21 protein-coding genes are annotated in these 21,593 nt (G+C 28.0%); 19 read left to right on the forward strand and 2 right to left on the reverse strand.

The annotated features are described in order from the left end of the window. Positions 1 to 75 precede the first annotated feature (75 nt). From ACYQ1U_RS00900 to ACYQ1U_RS00985, 18 genes are all read left to right on the forward strand, one after another. Positions 76 to 1,575 (forward strand): ion transporter, encoded by a 1,500-nt coding sequence (locus ACYQ1U_RS00900; protein WP_459883333.1) that lies wholly within the window; start codon positions 76 to 78, stop codon positions 1,573 to 1,575. After that, positions 1,572 to 2,264, forward strand: coding sequence for a potassium channel family protein (locus ACYQ1U_RS00905; RefSeq protein ID WP_459883334.1), 693 nt, complete (start codon positions 1,572 to 1,574; stop codon positions 2,262 to 2,264). The genes ACYQ1U_RS00900 and ACYQ1U_RS00905 overlap by 4 nt, the downstream gene beginning before the upstream one ends. Beyond that, on the forward strand, positions 2,265 to 3,152 hold the full coding sequence (locus ACYQ1U_RS00910) for an NAD(P)H-dependent glycerol-3-phosphate dehydrogenase (RefSeq protein ID WP_459883335.1): 888 nt from the start codon (positions 2,265 to 2,267) through the stop codon (positions 3,150 to 3,152). A 195-nt stretch (positions 3,153 to 3,347) separates the two neighbouring features. Continuing rightward, positions 3,348 to 4,052 carry a 23S rRNA (cytidine-2'-O)-methyltransferase TlyA gene (tlyA, locus tag ACYQ1U_RS00915; RefSeq protein ID WP_459883336.1) on the forward strand — a complete coding sequence of 235 codons (705 nt, stop codon included), beginning with the start codon at positions 3,348 to 3,350 and terminating at the stop codon, positions 4,050 to 4,052. Between the two features lie 164 nt (positions 4,053 to 4,216). Next, positions 4,217 to 5,266, forward strand: coding sequence for a flavodoxin-dependent (E)-4-hydroxy-3-methylbut-2-enyl-diphosphate synthase (gene ispG, locus ACYQ1U_RS00920; RefSeq protein WP_459883337.1), 1,050 nt, complete (start codon positions 4,217 to 4,219; stop codon positions 5,264 to 5,266). A gap of 126 nt (positions 5,267 to 5,392) precedes the next feature. Further along, on the forward strand, positions 5,393 to 6,436 hold the full coding sequence (locus ACYQ1U_RS00925; RefSeq protein ID WP_459883338.1) for a CsgG/HfaB family protein: 1,044 nt from the start codon (positions 5,393 to 5,395) through the stop codon (positions 6,434 to 6,436). Between the two features lies 1 nt (position 6,437). Next, the gene (locus ACYQ1U_RS00930) at positions 6,438 to 7,370 is read left to right on the forward strand and encodes an LPP20 family lipoprotein (protein WP_459883340.1); all 933 of its coding nucleotides are present in this window, start codon (positions 6,438 to 6,440) and stop codon (positions 7,368 to 7,370) included. A gap of 191 nt (positions 7,371 to 7,561) precedes the next feature. Next, the gene (locus ACYQ1U_RS00935; protein ID WP_459883342.1) at positions 7,562 to 7,852 is read left to right on the forward strand and encodes a 4-hydroxy-3-methylbut-2-en-1-yl diphosphate synthase; all 291 of its coding nucleotides are present in this window, start codon (positions 7,562 to 7,564) and stop codon (positions 7,850 to 7,852) included. Continuing rightward, the gene (locus ACYQ1U_RS00940; protein WP_459883343.1) at positions 7,853 to 9,253 is read left to right on the forward strand and encodes a replicative DNA helicase; all 1,401 of its coding nucleotides are present in this window, start codon (positions 7,853 to 7,855) and stop codon (positions 9,251 to 9,253) included. It begins immediately after the preceding gene. 56 nt (positions 9,254 to 9,309) lie between these two features. Beyond that, complete coding sequence (locus ACYQ1U_RS00945) at positions 9,310 to 10,491, forward strand: ComEC/Rec2 family competence protein (RefSeq protein WP_459883345.1); 1,182 nt, start codon at positions 9,310 to 9,312, stop codon at positions 10,489 to 10,491. 167 nt (positions 10,492 to 10,658) lie between these two features. Continuing rightward, the gene (locus tag ACYQ1U_RS00950; RefSeq protein WP_459883346.1) at positions 10,659 to 12,587 is read left to right on the forward strand and encodes an IGHMBP2 family helicase; all 1,929 of its coding nucleotides are present in this window, start codon (positions 10,659 to 10,661) and stop codon (positions 12,585 to 12,587) included. Continuing rightward, positions 12,587 to 13,759, forward strand: coding sequence for a class I SAM-dependent rRNA methyltransferase (locus ACYQ1U_RS00955; RefSeq protein ID WP_459883347.1), 1,173 nt, complete (start codon positions 12,587 to 12,589; stop codon positions 13,757 to 13,759). Before ACYQ1U_RS00950 ends, ACYQ1U_RS00955 begins: the two co-directional genes overlap by 1 nt. After that, positions 13,756 to 14,253, forward strand: a complete 498-nt coding sequence (locus tag ACYQ1U_RS00960) for a SixA phosphatase family protein (protein ID WP_459883348.1) — start codon at positions 13,756 to 13,758, stop codon at positions 14,251 to 14,253. The genes ACYQ1U_RS00955 and ACYQ1U_RS00960 overlap by 4 nt, the downstream gene beginning before the upstream one ends. After that, complete coding sequence (locus tag ACYQ1U_RS00965; protein ID WP_459883349.1) at positions 14,213 to 14,755, forward strand: hypothetical protein; 543 nt, start codon at positions 14,213 to 14,215, stop codon at positions 14,753 to 14,755. The genes ACYQ1U_RS00960 and ACYQ1U_RS00965 overlap by 41 nt, the downstream gene beginning before the upstream one ends. 25 nt (positions 14,756 to 14,780) lie before the next feature. Next, positions 14,781 to 15,011, forward strand: a complete 231-nt coding sequence (locus ACYQ1U_RS00970) for a hypothetical protein (protein ID WP_459883350.1) — start codon at positions 14,781 to 14,783, stop codon at positions 15,009 to 15,011. Between the two features lie 23 nt (positions 15,012 to 15,034). Further along, positions 15,035 to 15,286 carry a type II toxin-antitoxin system RelE/ParE family toxin gene (locus tag ACYQ1U_RS00975; protein WP_459886340.1) on the forward strand — a complete coding sequence of 84 codons (252 nt, stop codon included), beginning with the start codon at positions 15,035 to 15,037 and terminating at the stop codon, positions 15,284 to 15,286. Between the two features lie 216 nt (positions 15,287 to 15,502). Then, on the forward strand, positions 15,503 to 17,296 hold the full coding sequence (locus ACYQ1U_RS00980) for a menaquinone biosynthesis decarboxylase (RefSeq protein ID WP_459883351.1): 1,794 nt from the start codon (positions 15,503 to 15,505) through the stop codon (positions 17,294 to 17,296). Between the two features lie 155 nt (positions 17,297 to 17,451). Next, on the forward strand, positions 17,452 to 18,717 hold the full coding sequence (locus ACYQ1U_RS00985; protein ID WP_459883352.1) for a KamA family radical SAM protein: 1,266 nt from the start codon (positions 17,452 to 17,454) through the stop codon (positions 18,715 to 18,717). On the opposite strand, the gene ACYQ1U_RS00990 is transcribed toward ACYQ1U_RS00985, so the two are convergent. After that, the gene (locus tag ACYQ1U_RS00990; protein WP_459883353.1) at positions 18,701 to 19,081 is read right to left on the reverse strand and encodes a bacteriohemerythrin; all 381 of its coding nucleotides are present in this window, start codon (positions 19,079 to 19,081) and stop codon (positions 18,701 to 18,703) included. The two genes, ACYQ1U_RS00985 and ACYQ1U_RS00990, sit on opposite strands and share 17 nt — an antisense overlap. Before the next feature lie 280 nt (positions 19,082 to 19,361). On the opposite strand from ACYQ1U_RS00990, the gene ACYQ1U_RS00995 reads away from it, so the two are divergent. After that, positions 19,362 to 19,997: a Crp/Fnr family transcriptional regulator gene (locus ACYQ1U_RS00995; RefSeq protein ID WP_459883354.1), complete on the forward strand. Its 636-nt coding sequence runs from the start codon at positions 19,362 to 19,364 to the stop codon at positions 19,995 to 19,997. Between the two features lie 74 nt (positions 19,998 to 20,071). On the opposite strand, the gene hcp is transcribed toward ACYQ1U_RS00995, so the two are convergent. Then, positions 20,072 to 21,490: a hydroxylamine reductase gene (gene hcp, locus ACYQ1U_RS01000; RefSeq protein ID WP_459883355.1), complete on the reverse strand. Its 1,419-nt coding sequence runs from the start codon at positions 21,488 to 21,490 to the stop codon at positions 20,072 to 20,074. Between the last annotated feature and the right edge of the window lie 103 nt (positions 21,491 to 21,593).

Here is a 21,593-nt window from a genome sequence, read left to right on the forward strand (position 1 = left end):
GCCCTAGTGGCTTTTGCTTACTATCTTGACAGTAATAAAAAATATAAAAAAATCAAATCCTTCTTTTGGCAGCTTATGAATGATGATAGTTTTCCTCCTAAAAAGATATTTGATTTTTTTATGTTTTTTTTAGTTTTAATAAGTGTAGGTATTTTACTGTATGATATAAAAAATAAAGTTTATCCGATACTTGAAGATTTTGATTTTTATTTTGTAACTACTGTATTTGCAATTGAGTATTTAATTCGGCTTTGGGTTTATAACGATATCCATCAGATTATAATTCAAGAATATGAAGAAGCATCTTTTTTAGGACGTGAATTTAATTTAAAAAAAGTTTTTAAAGAAATAATTCATAAAAAATTGGAATATATAAAATCTCCTTTTGCAATAATAGACCTTTTAGCGATTTTACCTGGATATAGGCCTCTTAGGATTTTTAGGATTTTTGTAATTTTCAGGCTTTTTAAGCTTTTAAGGTATACTAAAAGTATTAATACTTTTATTGAAGTATTAGCAAATAAAAAATTTGAACTTTTTATTCTTTTAATAGCAGTTGGATTTGTAACTTTTATTGGTGGGGCTATTATTTATGTATTTGAAGCGCATGCTAATCCTAAAATAGAAAATCTTTTTGATGCCATTTATTGGTCACTTATTACAATTTCAACTGTAGGTTATGGTGATATTACCCCTGTAACTGATGAGGGTAAAGTTTTAACAATGATACTTATTATTTTTGGTATTGGATTTATCTCTTTTGCTACTTCAATTATAGCTTCAGCTTTTACAGAAAAGTTAGAAGAACTTAAGGCTGAGAGAGTAGTTAGAACTATTAAGGGAATGAATGATGTATATCTTATTTGTGGATTTTCAAATGAGGCTGAAATTATTTGTGAAAGATTTTTTAAAGAAAACCAAAATTTTGTTGTAGTCGATATGGATGGAGAGAGGGTAAGTAAAGCTACAACGAAAGGGTATATTGCTATTAAAGGAGATATTACTCAAAAAGATTTTCTAGAAACTCTTGATTTTGAAAAAATTTCAAAGGTATTTGTTTTAACAAATAATGATATAAGTAACTCTTTTATGATTTTAAGTATAAAAGCATATTGTAAAGATAATAGTGTCAAAATTATAGCTCTTGCAAATGATGAAAATAACGTATCAAAAATGCAAAAAGCAGGAGCAAACTATGTTGTAATTCCTACTACTATTACTTCACTTCTTATGGCTGAATATATTAGAAACCCTATAACATTTGAAGTAATTGATGCTATTTTGACAGAAAAAAGAAATGCAGTTATTGATGAAATTGTAGTTATAAAAAACTCTATTTTAGATGGAAAATTGGTAGGAGAAATTGATTTTGATAAATATAAACTAATTTTGTTTGGTGTTTTAAAGAAAAAGGGGTCATCTATGCTTAATGAAACTTTAGAAATAGAACAAGGTCATTTTTATTTTAATCCACCATTTGATTTAAGATTAGAAGCAGGGGACATTTTGGTAGTAATGGGTTATAGTGTGAGTGTAAATTATTTTAAATATCTGGTAGAAAGAAGCAGTATATGAAAGTAGTTTTGTTTGGATTTGATGATTTTGGAGAAAGAGTTGCTAAGTTTATAGAAAAAAAAGATTTAGTTGTAGTTGTTTTAGATGAAAAAGAAGAAGTTAAAGCAAGAGAAAAGTTATATGAGGTAGTAAAAATAAATGAAATAAATGATGATGAAATAAAAAAAATAGGTAATTTTGATATTGCTTTAGCTATTTTAAGAGATGAAGATAAAAATTTGTTTTTGTCTTTAACTTTAAAAGATTTATATCCGAATAAAAAAATTGTTGCAAAAGTTTCTAATAAAGATAATGAATTTAAGTATAAACTTGCAGGAGTTAATAAAACTATTAATCCTTATGAAGTTACAGCAAATAGAATTATGACAATCCTAAAAAAACCACTAACTCTTAGAGTAATAGAAGAGATAATTTTCGAAGATAATAAGCTCTCTTTTGCTGAGATTGAGATTTGTAAAAATTCTTTTCTTGATGGAAAATATATAAAAGATGTCTATAAAGAGATTTCAGCAAATTATAATATTTTGATAATTGCAATTTTAGATAAAGAAATGAGTAAAAATGTTCAATTTGTAACAAAAGGAATTAATCATAAAATTGATTCAGGAGATATTTTAATAGTTGTAGGCGATAAAGATGAAATAGAGAGGCTTAAGATAGATTTAGAGCTTATTAAACAAGGAGATTAAATGGTTAGTGTTGTGGGAGCCGGGGCTTGGGGAAGTGCAATATATCATGCTATTTCTCAAAAAACAAAAGCTGTAATAACTTCAAGAAGAAAAAGAGATATAGCAAATTTTGTGGATATTAAAGAAGCCCTAAAAAATGAATATCTTATTATTGTAATTGCAGCTCAAGCAATTAGGGATTTTTTAATTAATTATGGCGAAAAAATAAAACATAAGAAAATTTTAGTAGCTAGTAAAGGAATTGATAATAAAAGTTTTAAATTTTTAAATGAAATATTTGAGGAGTATGTAAGCAGTAATCAATTAGCATTTGTTTCAGGCCCTTCATTTGCTAAAGAGGTAAAAGAAAATAAACCAACAGCTCTTGTAATTGCTTCAAAAAACTTATCGTTAGCTCAGGAGTTTTCTAAATTTTTTCCAGATTTTATAAAGATTTATATAGATGAAGATGTTGCTGGAGTTGAAATAGCAGGGGCATATAAAAATGTAATAGCAATTGCAGCTGGTATTTGTGAAGGGCTTAATCTAGGAAATAATGCAAAAGCTGCACTTATTGCTAGAGGACTTGTTGAGATGGATAGATTTGCTAAGTTTTTTGGAGCAAAACAGAATACGTTTTTAGGAGTTGCAGGAGCGGGGGATCTGTTTTTAACAGCAAATTCTACAATGAGTAGAAATTATAGAGTGGGACTTAATCTCTCTAAAGGTAAAATACTTGAAGATATTTTAACTGAACTTGGTGAAGTTGCTGAGGGAGTTTATACTACTAAAGCGATTTATACTATTGCTAAAAATAATAATATATACACCCCAATAGCAAATGAGGTATATAAAATTTTATATGAGGACAAAAAGCCTCATGAATCTTTAAAAGATTTACTTTCTTAGTTGTATTCAATAGGAGATTTTTTAGCTGCATCTATTGCAATATAAAGCATTGCTCCTGTAGCTATAACACATAAAGCAACAGCCATAAGTCCACTAAAGCCCATTTTTTCTCCTTTTATTTTAGTCATTTTATTATAGCAAATTATGTAAATATGTGAATGTTTTTTGATAAAATTTATAAAAAAAGGATAATATTTGAGGCTTGATGAAGCAATTGTAAATAGAAAGTTACTTGACTCACGTAATAAAGCAAAAGAATTTATAAAAAATGGAAAAGTTAGTGTAAATGGCGAAATTATTAATAAACCTTCTTTTAAAATAAAAGAGAAAGATAAAATAGAAGTTTTAGATAAAGTTTATGTAAGTAGGGCTGCTTGGAAATTAAAAAACTATCTTGAAAAATATGGAATTGATTTTTGTGGAAAATTAGTTTTAGATATTGGAGCATCTACTGGTGGTTTTAGTGAAGTTAGTCTGGAAAAAGGTGCTAGAAAAGTAGTTGCTGTTGATGTTGGGAGTAATCAGTTACATCCAAAACTTAAAAACAGAGTAGAAAGTTATGAAAACACAGATATTAGGGATTTTGAATATAAAGAGAAATTTGATGTAATAGTAAGTGATGTAAGTTTTATTTCTCTTTTAAAAATATTAAATAAAATAGATTCTTTAGCTAAAAGAGATATAATTTTGCTATTTAAACCGCAATTTGAAGTGGGACGTGATGTTGGTAGAAATAAAAAAGGTGTTGTTTTAGATATAGATGCTATAAAAAAGGCTAGAGATAATTTTGAAAATGAAGCAGGTAAACTAGGATGGAAACTTTTAAGAAGTGAAGAATCGAGTATTAGAGGGAAAGAAGGAAATATTGAGTATGTGTATCATTTTGTAAAAAGAGATTAGAAGAGGTTAGTAGAGGTATTAAAGGTATTAAAGGTTAGTAGAGGTTGTGAAAGTAGATAAGTTGTGAAGTTATATATTATAAAGTTTAAAACCTCTAATACCTCTACAACCTCTAATACCTCTATTAACCTCTATTACCCCAATTAACAAACTTTTAGGAGTATTTGATGAAAAGATATAAAACAAGAAAAATAAAAGTAGGAAATGTAGAAATTGGAGGTGATGCGCCAGTTTCAGTCCAATCTATGACTTACTCAAAAACAAAAGATATAGATGAAACACTTAATCAAATAAATAGATTATATTTTGCAGGTGCTGATATTGTAAGAGTGGCAGTACTTGATGAAGAAGATGCAAATGCTTTAAAAGAAATAAAAGCCAAATCTCCTATTCCTATAATAGCTGATATTCATTTTAATTATAAGTTAGGAATAAAAGCAGCTGAAGTTGTTGATGGACTTAGAATTAATCCAGGAAATATTGGAGGAGAGGCAAAAGTAAAAGCAATAGTAAATGTATGTAAAGAGAGAAATATTCCTATCCGTATAGGAGTGAACGCAGGAAGTTTAGAAGCCCATCTTGAGAATAAATATGGACAAACTCCAAAGGCAATGGTAGAGAGTGCTCTTTGGCATATTAAATTTTTAGAAGATTTAGGCTTTTTTGATATAAAGGTTTCGCTTAAAGCTAGTGATGTTATAAGAACTGTTGAAGCTTACAGAATGTTAAGACCTCTTGTAGATTATCCGTTTCACTTAGGTGTTACGGAAGCTGGAACAAAATTTCACGCTACTATAAAAAGTGCTGCTGCTTTTGGAGCACTTCTTTTAGATGGTATTGGTGATACTATAAGAGTCTCAATTACAGGCGAGCTTGAAGAAGAAATAAGAGTAGGTAAGGCTATTTTAAAAGATTTGGGACTTATTAAGGAAGGGGTAAATATTATTTCTTGTCCTACATGTGGTAGGATTGAAGTTGATTTGCCACCTATTGTTGAAGCAGTTGAAAATGCTACAAAGAATATAAAAAAACCTCTTAATTTATCAGTAATGGGATGTGTAGTAAATGCAATAGGGGAAGCTAAAGAAGCAGATTTAGCAATTGCTTGTGGAAAGGGGTATGGACTAATTATTAAAAAAGGTGAAGTTATTGGAAAGTATAAAGAAAATGAACTACTTGAAAGATTTTTAGAGGAAGTAAATAAATTAGTTTAGAATTTTTTTAGTATGTAAAAATTAGAAATTTTTGCTTAAAATTATCCTCAGATCCTTTTTTTATTGATTTTTAAAAATAAAATAAGTAAAATAACGTTCATTTAATATTTAAAAAGGGGAGAAAGGATGAATAAGTACTTTTCATTTGCGTTAGCCGGTGCAATAGGTATGTTCTTTTTAGGGTGTAGTGCTAAAAAAGTTACAGTAAGGGCTCAATTACCAGCAGAAGTTGACACATTAACAAAGAAAAAAGAAATTGCAGTACTTCCTTTTAAGGGAGACAATATTAATTTTAGTGGGAGATTAGAATCAAAATTAGCAAATGTACGAATTAATAATAAGCCGTATTTTAAGGTTATTAATAGAGAAAAAATTGGGGATGTTTTAAAAGAATTAAAATTTCAAGCAAGTGATTTAGTTGGTGAAAAAGCCGCTAAATTTGGAAAATTAGCAGGAGCTAAAGTTCTTATTACAGGTAATGTGAAAACAAGTGCAACAAATGGAAGTTACAAAAAGCCAGTAGAAAGATGTGCTAGTTATGATAAAAAAGGGAGATGTTTATATTATAAAACAGTTTATGTAACTTGTCAAACTTCAAATGCTACATTTAATGCTTCAATTAATGCAATTGATGTAAATACAGCTGAAGTAGTTGATGCAGTGAATATTACTAAAAATTATCAAGGCGATAGTTGTAAAGATACAGGGTTTTCATTATTTGGAGAAGCAAAAAAGTTTAAAACAGCTCAAGAGGCACTTTATGAGTTAGCTGATCAGGCTGCTAATGAATATGTAGTAAGAGTTGCACCTCATTATGTAGTAATGCAAGTAGAATTAATGGAAAAAGTAGAAAGTGTTGACTTAAATGATAAACAAGAAAAAATGTTTAAAAATGCTTTAACTTATATTGAACATGGTAGACTAAAAAAAGCTGAATATATTCTAAAAAAATTAAATGAAGAAACAGGGGAAAAATCTTATGAAATTGCGTATGATTTAGGAGTAGTAGAAGAAGCACTTGGTAAATTAGATGAAGCGAAAGCAGCATATCAGTTAGCAGATAAGATTATTACTGACACGGGAGAAGACCCAAGTAAATTAGTAGATAATGCACTTAAAAGAATAGATATTCTTATTGAAAAAAGAAAAAAATTAAGGGCACAAATATAAAATGAAGAAAATATTTTCTTTTTTCTTTTTCTTTTTGTTAATTGGTTGTTCACAAAAAGAGGCTATTAAACCTAAACCAGTTCCTAGTTGGTATTTAAATCCCCCAAAAAGTAATGAAAGATTTGTATATGTTACTGGTGGTGGTATAAATAAAAGAGCAGCTATTTTAAATGCTTTGTCAAATTTTATTTCAAGATATAGTGTTACTATATCTTCTAACTTTGAAAGTAAAGCCCAAGATTTTGGTGGGGGTTTAGCAAATAAAAATTCAATTTATAATATAAAAGCTACTGTTAAGAAATTTGAAGTATCAAACTATGATGTAATAAAAGCCGAGAGGTATAAATTTGATCAATTTCTTGTATTAGTAAGAGTTGATGTTAATAAGTTGTATAAAGATTTAGAAAATAAACTTAATAATAGGTTTAAAAAATATAAGGATAAATATCGAGTTATTTTAAATAAAAATACTTTAAAACAATTGATTGAAATAAAAGAACTTTATTCACAATTAAAAAAAGAAGAGGACTATATTTATGTTTTGAAGCTGATGAATAGCAATTTTAATGAAAAAAAATATTTATCATTTATAAATGAAGTGAAAAGAAAGTTAGAAAGTTTAAAAAACAGTGTTTATGTAGAAGTGTTATCAAATAATAAAATAATCGCAGAGGATATAAAAAGGTATTTGACAAACAAGAGTATTAAAATAGGAAAAAGCAACATTAAGATAATAGTAAATGTCAAAAAGAGAAAGTCATCTTCATTTGTAAATTTGATTGTATATGAAATTTATATTAATGTAAAATACAAAAATAGTATTATAGGTAGTAATTATTTTAAAGTTACTACATTACAAAAGTCGAGTATAAATGGTTATTTGTATAATGATATTAAAGAACTCTCTCTTGAAAAATTTTTAAATTTAAAATAAAACTACTTTTGTTATAATGTTATTACTAATAACCGGTTAATCAATATGTGATACCAATAATAAAAAACAAATTGACATTCTTTATTCCTTATCCCTTACGCTTCTTATCCCAAAATTGTAATAAGGGATAAGTGTTAAGGGGTAAGAATGTAAGATAAGGGAAAATAGTATGAATATTTAAAAGGAATAAAATGAGTGCAACGACACTTATATATATTGTTGGACTTAGTATTTCATCTATGGCATTTATTTTTATGTTGTTAATACTAAAACCAAGTAAAGTTACAAAAGAAAAACTCACAAAAATTTTAGGAGATGAAGTTATTGAAAAAATAAAGCAAGCAAAAGATGAAGAAGAGATAAAAACAATTATTAGAAGCTTGCCAAGGCTTAAGAGATCAAAATTAAAAACACTTATGGAGTCTCAAGATATTAGAGATTTATTAAAAGCAATTGATGAATTTATTTTAAAGGATAAATAATTGAATCTTTTTAATTTGGATATAGAAAGAGGAATTTTAAGTGCAGTTTTGTTTGATGGAAAAGTTTATGAAGATATAGCTTCTATTCTTAAGCCAACTGATTTTTATCTTCCTTTTCATCAATATGTATTTGAGACAATGGAAGAGCTTTATAAAAAAGATTTGCCTATTGATGAAATTTTTTTAAAGGAAGAGTTAAAGAAAAAAAATAGGTTTGATGAAGAACTTTTTTTAGAAATTTTAGGTACTGCTCCTATTGAGGAAATTGAAGCGTATGCAAGAGAGATAAAAGATTTAGCGACCAAAAGAGAACTTATACATCTTTCAAATGAAATTAAAAAAATAGTTACTGAAGAAGATAAAAGAGCTGCTCAGGAAGTAGAAGAAATTCAGAGTAAACTTTTTGCAATTGCAACTTCAAATTTAGCAGGAGACTTTAAATCATCAAAAACTATTATAAACGATACTCTTGAATTCATAAAAAAACAGGCTGCTAAAAAGAATAAAATTGTTACAGGACTTGATACAGGGTTTGTTGAGCTAAATAGAATGACTAGTGGATTTGGTGAAGGGGATTTGATAATAATTGCAGCAAGGCCTTCTATGGGTAAAACTGGTCTTGCATTAAATATTGCTCTTAATGTATTAAAGCAGGATAAAGGTGTGGCAATATTTTCACTTGAAATGCCAGCAGAGCAATTGATGCTGAGAATGCTAAGTGCTGCTGGTAAAATTCCACTTCAAGATATAAGAAGAGGAAACTTAAGTGATGAGGAATGGTCAAAACTTTCAGAAATTGCAGATTATTTCTCTTCAAAAGCTTTATTTGTTGATGATGAGGGGAATGTTAATATTCATACAATAAGAGCAAAACTTAGAAAACTAAAAGTTCAAAATCCAGAACTTTCTCTTGCAATAATTGATTATTTGCAATTAATATCTTCAGACCAGCGTGAGAGACATTTGGCAATTGCAGAAATTTCTAGAAGCTTAAAACTTTTAGCTCGTGAGCTCCAAATACCAATAATTGCTCTATCTCAGCTAAATCGTGCACTTGAAAGTAGACCAAACAAACGACCAATGCTGAGTGACCTTAGAGAGTCAGGAGCAATAGAACAAGATGCAGATATAATTATGTTTATTTATAGAGATGATGTATATAAAGTATTAGAAGCAAAACAAAAGCAAAAAGAAGCCTTAGAGAAAGGAAAATCAATTGAAATTGATTTTCAGGAAAAAGAAGTTGAAGATGCGGAAATAATTATTGGAAAACAAAGAAACGGACCAACAGGTACTGTTGAGATGTTGTTTCATAAAAAATATACTCTTTTTACTGATAAAGTAAGCGAAGTAAATGAAATAGAACCTACCGAAACTCATATTGAAATGCCGACTATATAAAATGAAGTTTCCAAGTAGCCAAGTTCCAAGTTCCAAACAATACATCAATTAACATCATGCAAACAAAATTATTTATTCTATTTTTACTTTTGGTTTTTAGATTTCAAATCTCTTTTTTAGAATATCTAAATTTTAAGTATTTTCCTGTAAAAGAGATTGAAGCTAGAGTTTTTGCACAATATAAAAAGAAAAATTATTATGTTTTAAAGCTAAAAAATGATGAGGTTACTTTTTATACAACTTCTAGGGAGAATTTAAAAAATTTATTAAATGAAAAAGTAAAACTTAAAATCTTTACTAAAGATATAACTTTTTGGGGTTATTTGACTAAATTTTATGCACCTTCTTTTGATTTAAAATTAGAGCCAGTTTCAAAAGTAGAAAAATATATCGAATCACAACACTCTTCAATAGTTTTAAGTAATTTATTTAAGGCGTTATTTCTTGGTGAGAGTATGGAATATTCTACAAGAATTAAGCTTTCAACTCTTGGAGTTAGTCATCTTTTTGCTTTAAGTGGGTTACATTTGGGTTTTATTAGTTTTTTGCTTTATTTTTTATTGTCTCCTATATATAATTTGTTTCACAAAAAGTTTCCTTATAGGAATAAATTTGTAGATTTAGGAATTATTGTATTACTAATTGAGTTTTTATATTTGAAAATAACTTCTTTTCCACCTTCTTTAATTAGAGCTTTTGTGATGGAAGTAGTGTTATTTTTCTTTTTTGTTACTTTAAGGAATGTTTTTAGTATAAAAGTTTTAGTTTTGACTTTTTTAGTTTCTTTTTATATTTTTTCTATGAAAATTATAAATATAGGTTTTTTACTTAGTATTGTAGGTGTTTATTATATTTATCTTTTTTTTAGTTACTTTAAAGCTACTTTTAAAAGTGGGTTAGTTCTTAGTTTTTATATGTTTATTGTAATGTTTGTTTGGGGACATTATTTTTTTGGAGAAATGAATATTTATCAGCTTTTTTCTCCAATTGTCAATTTGTTGTTTTCTATCTTTTATCCGATAGAAGCTATTTTGCATATTTTTGGAGTTGGAGGATTGTTTGATAGTATGATAGAAAAATATTTAAGTTTTGGAGAGAAATTTTATTATGTTAATATTTCATTTTGGTTTTTATTTGTTTTTGCTTTTTTTTCAATTATAGCATTTAAGAAAAAAATTGCTTTTTATGGTATAAATATACTTGGAATAATCCTAATATTAGGAAGTATTAGATTTTAGAAGAAAGAGTGAGTTTCAAGTAGCCAAGTTCCAAGTGGTGAATGGAGAATTAAAGTGTAATTGATGATTTTATTGGTTAATGGTTTTTATAGATTAATCACTCATTACTAATCACTAATTACTAATTACCAATATACAAATACACTAATATCCTAAAAGGAGAATAATTGTTTGTTTTTAAAGATGTTAAAGAATATAAAGAGTATTGGAGTGAATTAATTGAAAAAGAAAGACTTGCAGAAAAAGAGTTTCACTTAAATGAGATAAAAAGATTAAGTGGGACTGAGAGACAAAAGAAAGGAAGGGCAGTCCTTGGTCTTAGAATGAAATATGTAGGTGAGTTTTTAGATTTTAAAGTTTATAGATTTAATAGAAATAATATGCCAGAACATCAAATTAAAGTAGGTGATATTGTGTTAGTTAGCAAGGGTGAACCTTTAAAATTTAATCAAGAAGTAACTGTAAGCGGTATTGGAAAAAATTTTATAGAAGTATATTCTAAAGAACCAATCTTTCGCTCAAAACTTTATAGATTAGATCTATTTGTAAATGATATTACTTTTAAGAGAATGCAAAAAGCACTTGAAAAAATTGAGAATGGAGAATGTAGAATTGATAATGAAATATTAATTGGGAAAAAAGAACCGGAAGTTGTAGAAATAAATGAAGAAAGTGAAGTGTTAAATGAATCGCAAAATAAAGCTTTAAAAAGATGTATAAAATCAGAAATTTTTTTAATTCATGGCCCTCCAGGTACTGGTAAAACTACTACCTTATCTGAAGTTATAAAAAAACATATTGGCAAAAAAATTTTAGTAGCTGCTGATAGTAATGTTGCAGTTGATAATTTAATGGAGAAACTTAAAGACTTTAATATTGTAAGAATTGGTCACCCTGCAAAGATAGAGAGTAATTTGATGAAATATTCTCTTGATGTAAGGATTAGGCGCGATAAAAGATACAAAGAGATTGAAAAGATATTAAAAAAAATTGATGATTTAAAATATTTGCAAGATAAACGAACTAAAAAGCCAACACCAGGTAGAAGAAGAGGAATGAGTGATGAGGAGATTTTAGCCTTAGCTAAGTCAAATAAAGGCAAAAGAGGAGTTAAGGCTGAGTGGATTAAAGAAATGGCAGAGTGGATAAAAATTCAACAGAAGATAAATAAATTGTATGATGAAAAAAATAATAAAACCAAAGAAATTATGAATGATATTTTAGATAAAGCAGAAATAATTTTTGCTACAAATTCCACAGTTGGTGGAGAGTTTTTAGAGGAGAGAACTTTTGATGTAGTATTTATTGATGAAGCAGCACAAGCAATGGAACCAAGTACATTAATTCCTTTAATTAAAGCAAAGCAAGTAATTTTTGCAGGAGATCATAAACAACTTCCTCCAACAATTCTTAGCAATGATAATAGACTTAAAATCAGTATTTTTGAAAGATTTAGTAATTTATATAAAAAAGCAGTATATACTCTTGAGGTTCAGTATAGGATGAATGAAAAAATTAATAATTTTCCTAGTTGTGAGTTTTATGAATGCAAAGTAAAAACTTTTGAAGAAATTAAGAATATTACTATTAAAGATTTAGGAATAAAAGAGGATGATTACTTAGGATTTGAGCCAGTTGTGTTTTTTGATACAAAAGGTAAATTTTTAGAGGCTATAAAAAAAGATTCACTCTCAAAATATAATCCATTAGAGGCTGAGTTTGTAAAAAAGCTAGTAGATAGTCTAATTGAAAATGGTGCTGAACCCCAGCATATAGGAGTTATTACTCCATATAAAGACCACGAAGAGTATATAAAAAAGTTATTAAGTTCCAAGTTCCAAGTTCCAGTTGTTGAGGTGAAGTCGGTTGATGGGTTTCAAGGTAGGGAAAAGGAGATAATAATTTTAAGTCTTGTTAGAGCTAATGAAAATGAAGAAATAGGATTTTTGAGTGATATAAGAAGACTTAATGTGGCAATAACAAGAGCTAAAAGAAAACTAATAATTGTAGGAGATGCTAAAACTATTTCAAGTAATATTGTATATAAAAGATTAATTGACTACATAAAAAATAATGGAAAATATATGGAGGTATAATGAAAATTGAAATTACAAAATCTGGATATGAAAAGTTAAAAAAAAGAGCACCTTGGATTTATAAAAATGAACTAAAAGATATACCGGATTGTGACAGTGGGACGCTTGCCGATTTAGTATATAAAGGTAAATATATTGCAACTGCTTTTATAAACTCAAAAAGTAAAATAACTGCGAGAATTTTGAGTTTTGAGAAAGTAAATATTGATAGACATTTTTTTGAGAATAGAATAAAAAACGCCATCAATAAAAGAGTTTCCAAGTCCATAGTACCAGGTTCGAAGTTTAATATTAATGGGAGTATTACAAATTCTTTAAGGCTTATTCATAGTGAAGCTGATTTTTTACCAGGTCTTATTGTAGATAAATATGGAGAAAATTTGGTAGTAAGCTTTACAACAGCTGGTATGAATAATTATAAGGGAATTATAATAGAAATTTTGATAGATGTTTTAAATCCAAAAGGAATATATGAAAAAGGGGATAAAGTTAGAGAGAAAGAAGGATTAGAAGTAATTTCTCAAACTCTTTGTGGCGAAGTAGATGATGAATTTATAATAGTTGAAAATGATAAATTGTTTTTAACTAATTTAAAAGAAGGGCAAAAAACAGGCTTTTTTTTAGACCAGCGTAAAAATAGATACATAGTAGGGCAATATGGTAACAAAAGAACACTTGATTTGTTTGCAAATGCTGGAGGATTTGGGATTTATAGTGAAGCTAAATTTACTAAGTTTGTAGAAATATCTAGCTTAGCTTGTTCTCAAATTGAAAAAAACTGTGAACTAAATAAACTTAGAAATTACGAAATAGTAAAAAAGGATGTTTTTAAGTTTTTAGAACAAGAAAAAGAAATGTATGATTTAATAATTATAGACCCTCCTGCATTTGCTAAGAGTAAATCAGCTAGACTAAATGCATTAAAGGGATGGAAGTATTTAATAGTAAATTCTCTTAAACTGCTTGAAAAAGATGGTTATTTAGCACTTTTTAGTTGTTCTCACTCTATTACATCAAAAGATTTACTCGATATTGCACTTAGCAGTAGTATAATCGATAAAAGTTATTTAGAAGTGGTTGAATTTTTAAAACAAGATATCGACCATCCTTATATTTTAAATATTCCAAATTCTCTTTATTTAACAGGGGTGTTGTTAAGGAAAGTACAATGAAACTATTATTTATTCGTCATTCTCTTGCAGTAGATAGAGAGGAATTTATAGGGCATGATTTTGATAGACCTCTTACAAGAAGAGGTGTAAAAAGGGCTTTTAGGTTTTTTGAAGTGGCGAAAAACATATATCCTAAGATAGATTATATTATTACTTCAAAATCTCTTCGTGCCAAACAAACCGCTGAAGTTTTAAAACGTTTTTTTAAAGAAGCTGAGTATGAAGAGAGCAGTTTATTACTTCCAGGGAGTAATATAAATGATTTAAAAAAAGCAATAGAGGGAAAAGATGGTATTATTGCTATTGTAGGCCACGAACCAGACCTTAGTAATTTTATAAAAGAAATAATGCATGCACCTAATCTCAAAATAAAACTCTCAAAACCATCTCTTGCAGAAGTTGAAGATGGAGCATTAAAGGGACTTTTTGAATATAAGCAGATAAAGGCATTATATGAAAAAAATTACTCTAAAAATCATAAACAATATTGCTAAAAAACAAAACTCAAATGTAATTGAAGTTTTTAGTGTTTTTTTTGCAAATATTGTAGCTGGAAATGATGATTTTGAGAAAGTTGCATTAAAAATTTTTGATTTAAAAAAAATAGAGAAAAAAGAGATTTTAAAAGACTTTTTTGAGTATCTAAAGAATGATATTGCAAGAAATAAAGAAGAATTTTCAAAAAATTTATGTGTATTTGCAAGTGATTTTAAAGAAAGTGCAATTAATTTAGGATCTTTTTTTGCAATATTTTTGCCTCAAGATGTAATTTTTTCAAAAGATGCTCAAAAAATTAGAGAGAGTTTGTCAGTTTATCCTGATGAAGTGAAAGACACAATTATAAAAGCGTTAGAATTTTTGAGTATGCTTTTAGTTGAAGAGTTAGAAGATAACGTAAAATGCGAAATATTCAAAAACATAGTAGATATTATGATAGTTTTAGGGGAAGTGGTTAAAATAATGAAGAATTTAGAAAATGTTACTATTATGATATAATATTTAAAACTTTTAAGGAAACAAAATGGAAGTAGTAGTTAAAATCGATAATTCTAAATTTAACGAATTTAAAAATTTAATAAAAGCCTTAGATGCTGAGATTATAAGCTCATATCCTGATGAAATTATTGTGGGCAGTGTCGAGGAAGTTAGAAAAAGAGTTTATGAAGCTGAAAATAGAGTAAAAAGCGGTAAGTATGTTGATGAAAAAGAATTTGATAATTTTATTCAAAAGTTAGTAAGTGAAGATAATTAAAGACAGGAAATTTTTAAAAAAAAATTAAACTAATATATGAATATATCAAAAAAGATAAACCTCTTGCTACTAAAAATTTCGTTTATACATTAAATTCAAAAATTAAAAACCTCAAAACTTTCCCTAAGATGTATCGAAAATCAATATACTTTGATGATGAAAATTATAGGGATTTAATACATAAAGGCTATACAATTATCTACAAAATAGAAAAAGACAAAATAATACCAATTGACAATGGAAAATGGACAATGAAAAATGATGAAAAGTATTGAAATAATGGCAGTTTTAAACATTTTTAAAGTAACTAACTAATTGAGAATTGGTATAATAATACTTGATATTTTCAAATGGAGTGAAAAAATATAAAAATTATAAATACTAAAAATAAATATGACATCTGTTTTTGAGAGAAGAAAAGATTAAAATGAGATAAGTTTAGACTTAAAAAAGATTTGGTATTATAATAAAAAATCAAAGTAGGAGAATAAATGCGACTTTCAGATTTAGAAAAATATATAAAAGTTATAGACACTCCTCTTGATGTAAACCTTGAAATACCTCATCTAGCTTACATTGAAGCTAAAAAGAGAAATCCTAAAATTTTGATGTTTACAAATCCAGTTGAGGGTGATAAAAAATATGATATACCGGTTGTTATGAATATTTTTGCAAATGATGAAGTGGTAAGGGCTATTTTTGGGAAAGATTTGGATTTGATTGCTAAAGAAGTTGAAGAGCTTATAAAACTCAAACCTCCAAAAACTTTAAGTGAAAAACTAAAAGCATTTGGAAAGTTGTTTGCTATTAAAAACACTATTCCAAAAACTGTTAAAAGCGGGGAGTGTCAATATCGTATTTATCAAGGAGATGCTGCAAAGCTTAGTATCTTGCCAATTCTTAAAACTTGGGAACTTGATGGTGGAAAATTTATTACAATGGGACAAGTTTATACAAAAAGTCTTGATGGTAAGACAAAAAATGTTGGTATGTATAGACTTCAGGTATATGATGATAAAAGACTAGGACTTCATTGGCAAATACACAAAGACTCTGCACATCTTTTCTGGGAATATAAAAAAGCAAATAAAAAAATGCCAGTAAGCATTGCTATAGGGGGTGACCCTTTATGGACATGGTGTGCAACAGCTCCTATGCCTCCAGGTATATTTGAAGTTATGCTTTATGGTTTTATTAGACAACAAAACCCGAAACTTGTTAAATGTATCAGTAATGATTTAGAAGTACCAGCTGATGCTGATATAGTGATTGAGGGGTGGTGTGATCCAAATGAAATGGAAATAGAGGGAATGTTTGGAGACCATACCGGATATTATACTCTTAAAAAGCCATTTCCTGTGATGCATGTAAATACTATAACTACAAAAAAAGAGCCTCTTTATTATGCAACTGTTGTTGGGAAACCGCCTTTAGAAGATAAGTATATGGGTTATGCTACTGAGAGGATATTTTTGCCATTACTTAGGACAACATCTCCAGATTTGATAGACTATGCAATGCCTGAAAATGGTGTGTTTCATAACTTAATTCTTTGTAAAATCTCTCCAAAATATCCTGGCCACAGTATGCAGGTTATGCATAGTTTGTGGGGAGTAGGGCAGATGAGTTTTGTAAAACACGCTATTTTTGTTGGAAGCGGGGCACCAGATCTTAGAGATTATGAAAGTTTAACTAGATATATTTTAAATAATTTAGATAAAGAAAAAATTCTTATTTCTAAAGGTATAGTTGATGAGCTTGACCATTCAAGTATAGAAGAACTTGTAGGAGGAAAGCTAGGAGTTGATGCAACGCAAAAAAGTAGCCAAGTTCCAAGTTCCAAGTTCCAAGTATTAGAAGATGAAGAATTGTTAGAAAAATTAAGAGAAATTGAACCGTTAATTGAAGAAGTTAAGCAATATTTTACTGATACAAAAAATCCTGTTTGTGTTATTAAATTTAAAAAAGAAAAGAGTGCTAAAGAGATTTTTGAAAAAATAAAAGAGTTAAAGAATCATTTAAGAATAGTTGTATTTATAAATACACCTGAAACATATAACCCTTATATGCTCGTTTGGAGAGTTACAAATAATATTGATGCGCTTCGAGATGTTTGGATTGAAGATGTTATGGGAATTGATGGGTCTAATAAAAATAGTTTAGATGGGTTTAATAGAGAGTGGCCACCAGATGTAGATACTACTTTTGAAGTTGTAGAAAAATTACAAAAATTAGGTTTGATTGAATTAAATGAAGCTGAGTTAAGAAAATATCAGATTATTTAAAGAAAATCATCTAAAAAAGCAGTTTTTTTGTCTTTTTTTAGCTTAGTTTTAGATTGAGTTGTTATAATAAGAAAAGGCTTAAACTTCAAGAATGATAAACTACAAAAAAAGTTTTTTAAGACTATATCATCTACAAAATAAAATAAAGGAGAGATATGACATATAAAGCTTATAATATTAAAACTTTTAAGGAGTTAAACAAAGAAAAAAAGTATTTAAGTGAGAGTGAGATTAGAGAAATTGAAATTGCTTCGCTTGTTTTTCCTTTTAAGGTTAATAATTATGTTTTAAGTCTTATTGATTGGAAAAATTATAAAGATGATCCTATTTTTAGACTTATTTTTCCTCAAAAGGAGATGTTAAAAGAAGAAAATTATCAAAAATTATTAAGTGTATTAGATAATCAAGAAGAGCTTCAAAAAGAGGTTTTCAATATTAGAATGAGCCTAAATCCTCATCCGGCAGGACAAAAAGAAAATGTTCCAGAAATTAATGGAAAAAAACTTGAAGGAAGTCAACATAAATATAAAGAGACGATACTTTTCTTTCCAAAACAAGGTCAAACTTGTCATGCTTATTGTAGCTTTTGTTTTAGATGGCCACAATTTACAGGAATTAGCGAACTTAAGTTTGCAAGTAAAGAAGTTGAGGTGTTAATTGAATATATAAAAGCAAATCCAACTATTACTGATATTTTATTTACTGGTGGAGATCCGTTAGTAATGAGTAGTAAACTCCTTAGAAGTTATATTGAGCCTATTTTAAAAGCAAAAATTCCTCATCTAAAAAGTATTCGTTTTGGTAGTAAAGTATTAGGTTTTTGGCCTTATAGATTTGTAAGTGATAGTGATGCTCAAGATTTGCTTGATTTATTTAAAGAAATTGTAGATAATGGATATCACCTAGCATTTATGGCTCACTTTAATCATTATAGAGAACTTGAAGGTGAAGTATTAGAAAAAGCAGTGGAAAATATAAGAAGTACTGGAGCGATTATCCGTACTCAAGCACCGGTACTTAGACATATTAATGCAAGTAGTGAAGTTTGGGAGAAAATGTGGAAAAGACAGGTGGCTCTTGGAATGATTCCTTATTATATGTTTATTGCAAGGGATACAGGAGCTAAACACTATTTTGAGGTTCCTTTATATGAAGCTTGGAAAATTTATAAAGGTGCAATCAGTAAAGTAAGCGGTCTTGCTAGAACTGTTAGAGGACCTAGCATGAGTGCTACTCCTGGAAAAGTAGGGGTTGTTGGAGTTAGCGAGATAAATGGAGAAAAAGTATTTGTGCTTAATATGCTTCAAGCAAAAAAATCGGAACTAGTGGATATTCCGTTTTTTGCTAAGTTTGATGAAAAAGCTACTTGGATAGATGAATTAAAACCAGCATTTGCTAATAAGTTTATATTTGAGCATTAATCATATTAAAAAATCCTCCCGTGACTGTATCCATAGTGGATATATGATTATCAAGCCACGGGAGGAAAGTTTGTTTAAAGTATTTTTCTAAATATTCATAGTCATTAATATGCTTTTTAACTTCTTCTAGTTCGTTAAGTATTCTTCCATGTTCCATTTTGTGTGGAAGATAGGCGAAAAATTGGTATTTTTGCATTAGTCTCTCTTCAAATGCAAAATGTTCTTTAACATCTTCAATAAATTCTTCAAAAGTATCATTTAACTCTTCTTTTTCTTCAATTTTTTTGAGTAATTTTTCTAAGATTTTTACTTCTTTTTCATGTACTTCATTCATAGGCTCGTAAGCTACTTTTTTTATTTCCATTTTTGTCCTTTTTTTCTTTTATTATACCAATTCCAAGATGTTTAGACACTTCAGTATAATAAAATTTAGTTAATCAAATACAACCAATTAAAGCATATACTTCTATTTAAAAACTATGACTATATTAGTATTGGTATTATAACTTAAAAAGAAGCATAAAAAATTGATTTAGATTAAGAAAAAATTTTTTTAATTAAAAAGTTTATTTATTGATTAAAATCAATGACTTTTGGAAAAAATATGTAATATAATAGTAAAAATACTGTAAAAGAGGAGGATAATGGATATTAAAAATTACTTTCTTTTTAAAAATCTTGATGATAATGATTTGAAAGAGATTGAGAAATTTATAATAGTTAAAAAACTTAAAAAAGATGAAATAGTTTTTTTTGAAAAAGAAGAGCCAAGCTATCTTCATTTATTGGTAGAAGGAAGTGCTAGGGTATATAAGGTTGATAATAAAGGAAATGAACTTGTTATTCATAAGTTTCATCCAGTATCACTGATAGCTGAACTAGCTAATTTTGAGAAAATGCCATATCCCGCTAATTGTGCAATGGATAGTGATGGGATTATTTTAAAAATAGAGTTTGAAAAATTTAAAAAGTTTATGCAAAAAGGTGATGTGTGTATGCAAATTATGAGTTCGCTTCTTAGAAAAATGAGATATTTAGATAATGTTATTCAAAATAATTTAGTTCTTGATACCGAAACAAAAATAGCAAAATTTATTTATGATAACCCATTAATATTTGAAGATCTTAAACAGCATTCAATTGCTAAACTTTTACATATAAAGCCTGAAACGCTTTCAAGAAAACTTAAAAAATTAAAAGATTTAGGAATTATTGAAAACAGAGGAAGTAAACTAAAAGTAATTGATAAAGAAAAAATAAAAGAGTATTTCAGTTGGTGATTATATTGAAAATTAAGAATATTTATTGATTTAGTTCAATTTGTATTTTTAAGAAGTTCAAAAAAGGGAAAGAGTTAAGAAGCTAAATCTTTCCCAAAATCTTTATGAATATCTCCTGAAATTACTCCAAGATTGAAGTTTTCAACTAAGAAATTAACAATATCTTCATTTGCAAATTGTGGTGCATTTGGTCCAATATAGATATCTTTTATTCCAAGATATAATAATGCTAGTAAAATTAAAATGGCTTTTTGCTCCATCCACATAAGAGCAATTGATACAGGAAGTTCATTAATATTTTTAATACCAAGAGCATTTGCAACAGTTAAAGCAATGTGAACTGCACCATTACTATCATTACATTGTCCAAGGTCAATATATCTTGGAATATCAGTTCCAGGTACAGTTCCAAAATCTACATCATTAAATCTAAATTTACCACAACTTGATGTAATTATAATATGGTCTTTTGGAACAGTTAGAGCTAATTCTCTAAAATAATCTCTTTTGTTACCAGGTGCGTCACATCCTGCAATTACCCATACTCTTTTTAGTTTTCCTTCTTTAATTGCGTCAAGAACTTTTGCTCCATAAGCTTCTATAACAGTTTTATAGTGATGTCCTGTAACAATTTTTTCATCACTGTCAAATCCAGTAATATCTGGAAGTTCTAAAGTATGGTTAATTAATGGATCAAAATTATCATTTTCAATTTTTTTAGCACCTTCAACACCAGTAACTTTGTAAGTATATAGTCTATCTATATAATTTTTAACTTTTGGTGACTTTTCAGGTGGAACTATACAGTTTGTATTAACAACGCAAGTCCCATTCCATTTGCTAAATATATCAGTTTGGTCAAACCAAGCTTTTCCTATGTTTCCTTTTAAGTTTTTATATTTTCTAAGATGTGGATATCCGTGTGCCGGTAACATTTCTGAATGAGTATATACATTGATTTTATCACTAAGTCCTCTTTCTTCAATTCTTTTTAGTAATTTTTCAAGCATATCAAGGTTATGACCTGAAACTAAAATACCTTTTCCACTTGCTTTATTTTGAGTAACTTCAACAGGTGTTGGGATACCAAGTGCTTTTGTGTGAAGGTCACTTAATAGATCCATTATTTTTACTCCAGCTTCACCAACTTTCATAAGTTGAGCAATATGTTCATCGAAATTGAAGTTTACATTTGTTAATGTAAAGTATAAAGTATTAGCTGTAACATCATCAACTTCAAGAAGTTTTTTCCAATCTTCATCAGTTCCTACTTTTTCAATCAGCTCTCTTGCATGTTCTCTGTATGCACTTAATCCTCTTAAACCGTAAGTCATTAAATCTTGAAGTCTAGCTTTTGTAGCATCTTTACCACATACACCTTTGCTCTCTCCATGGCTACCACAACCATTTGGTGCACTCATTTCACATTGCCAACATAAAAATGATAAATTTTGTTCATTATTTTTATTGTTATTTCCAAAAAGTCCGAACATTTTTGCTCCTTTTTTTGAAGCATTTTAATTTTTATTTTGAGGTATTTCATTGATTGCAGTCAATAAAGTAAAAAAAATGTCAAAAAATCGTTAAATTTTCATC

The organism is Caminibacter profundus (assembly GCF_054657155.1).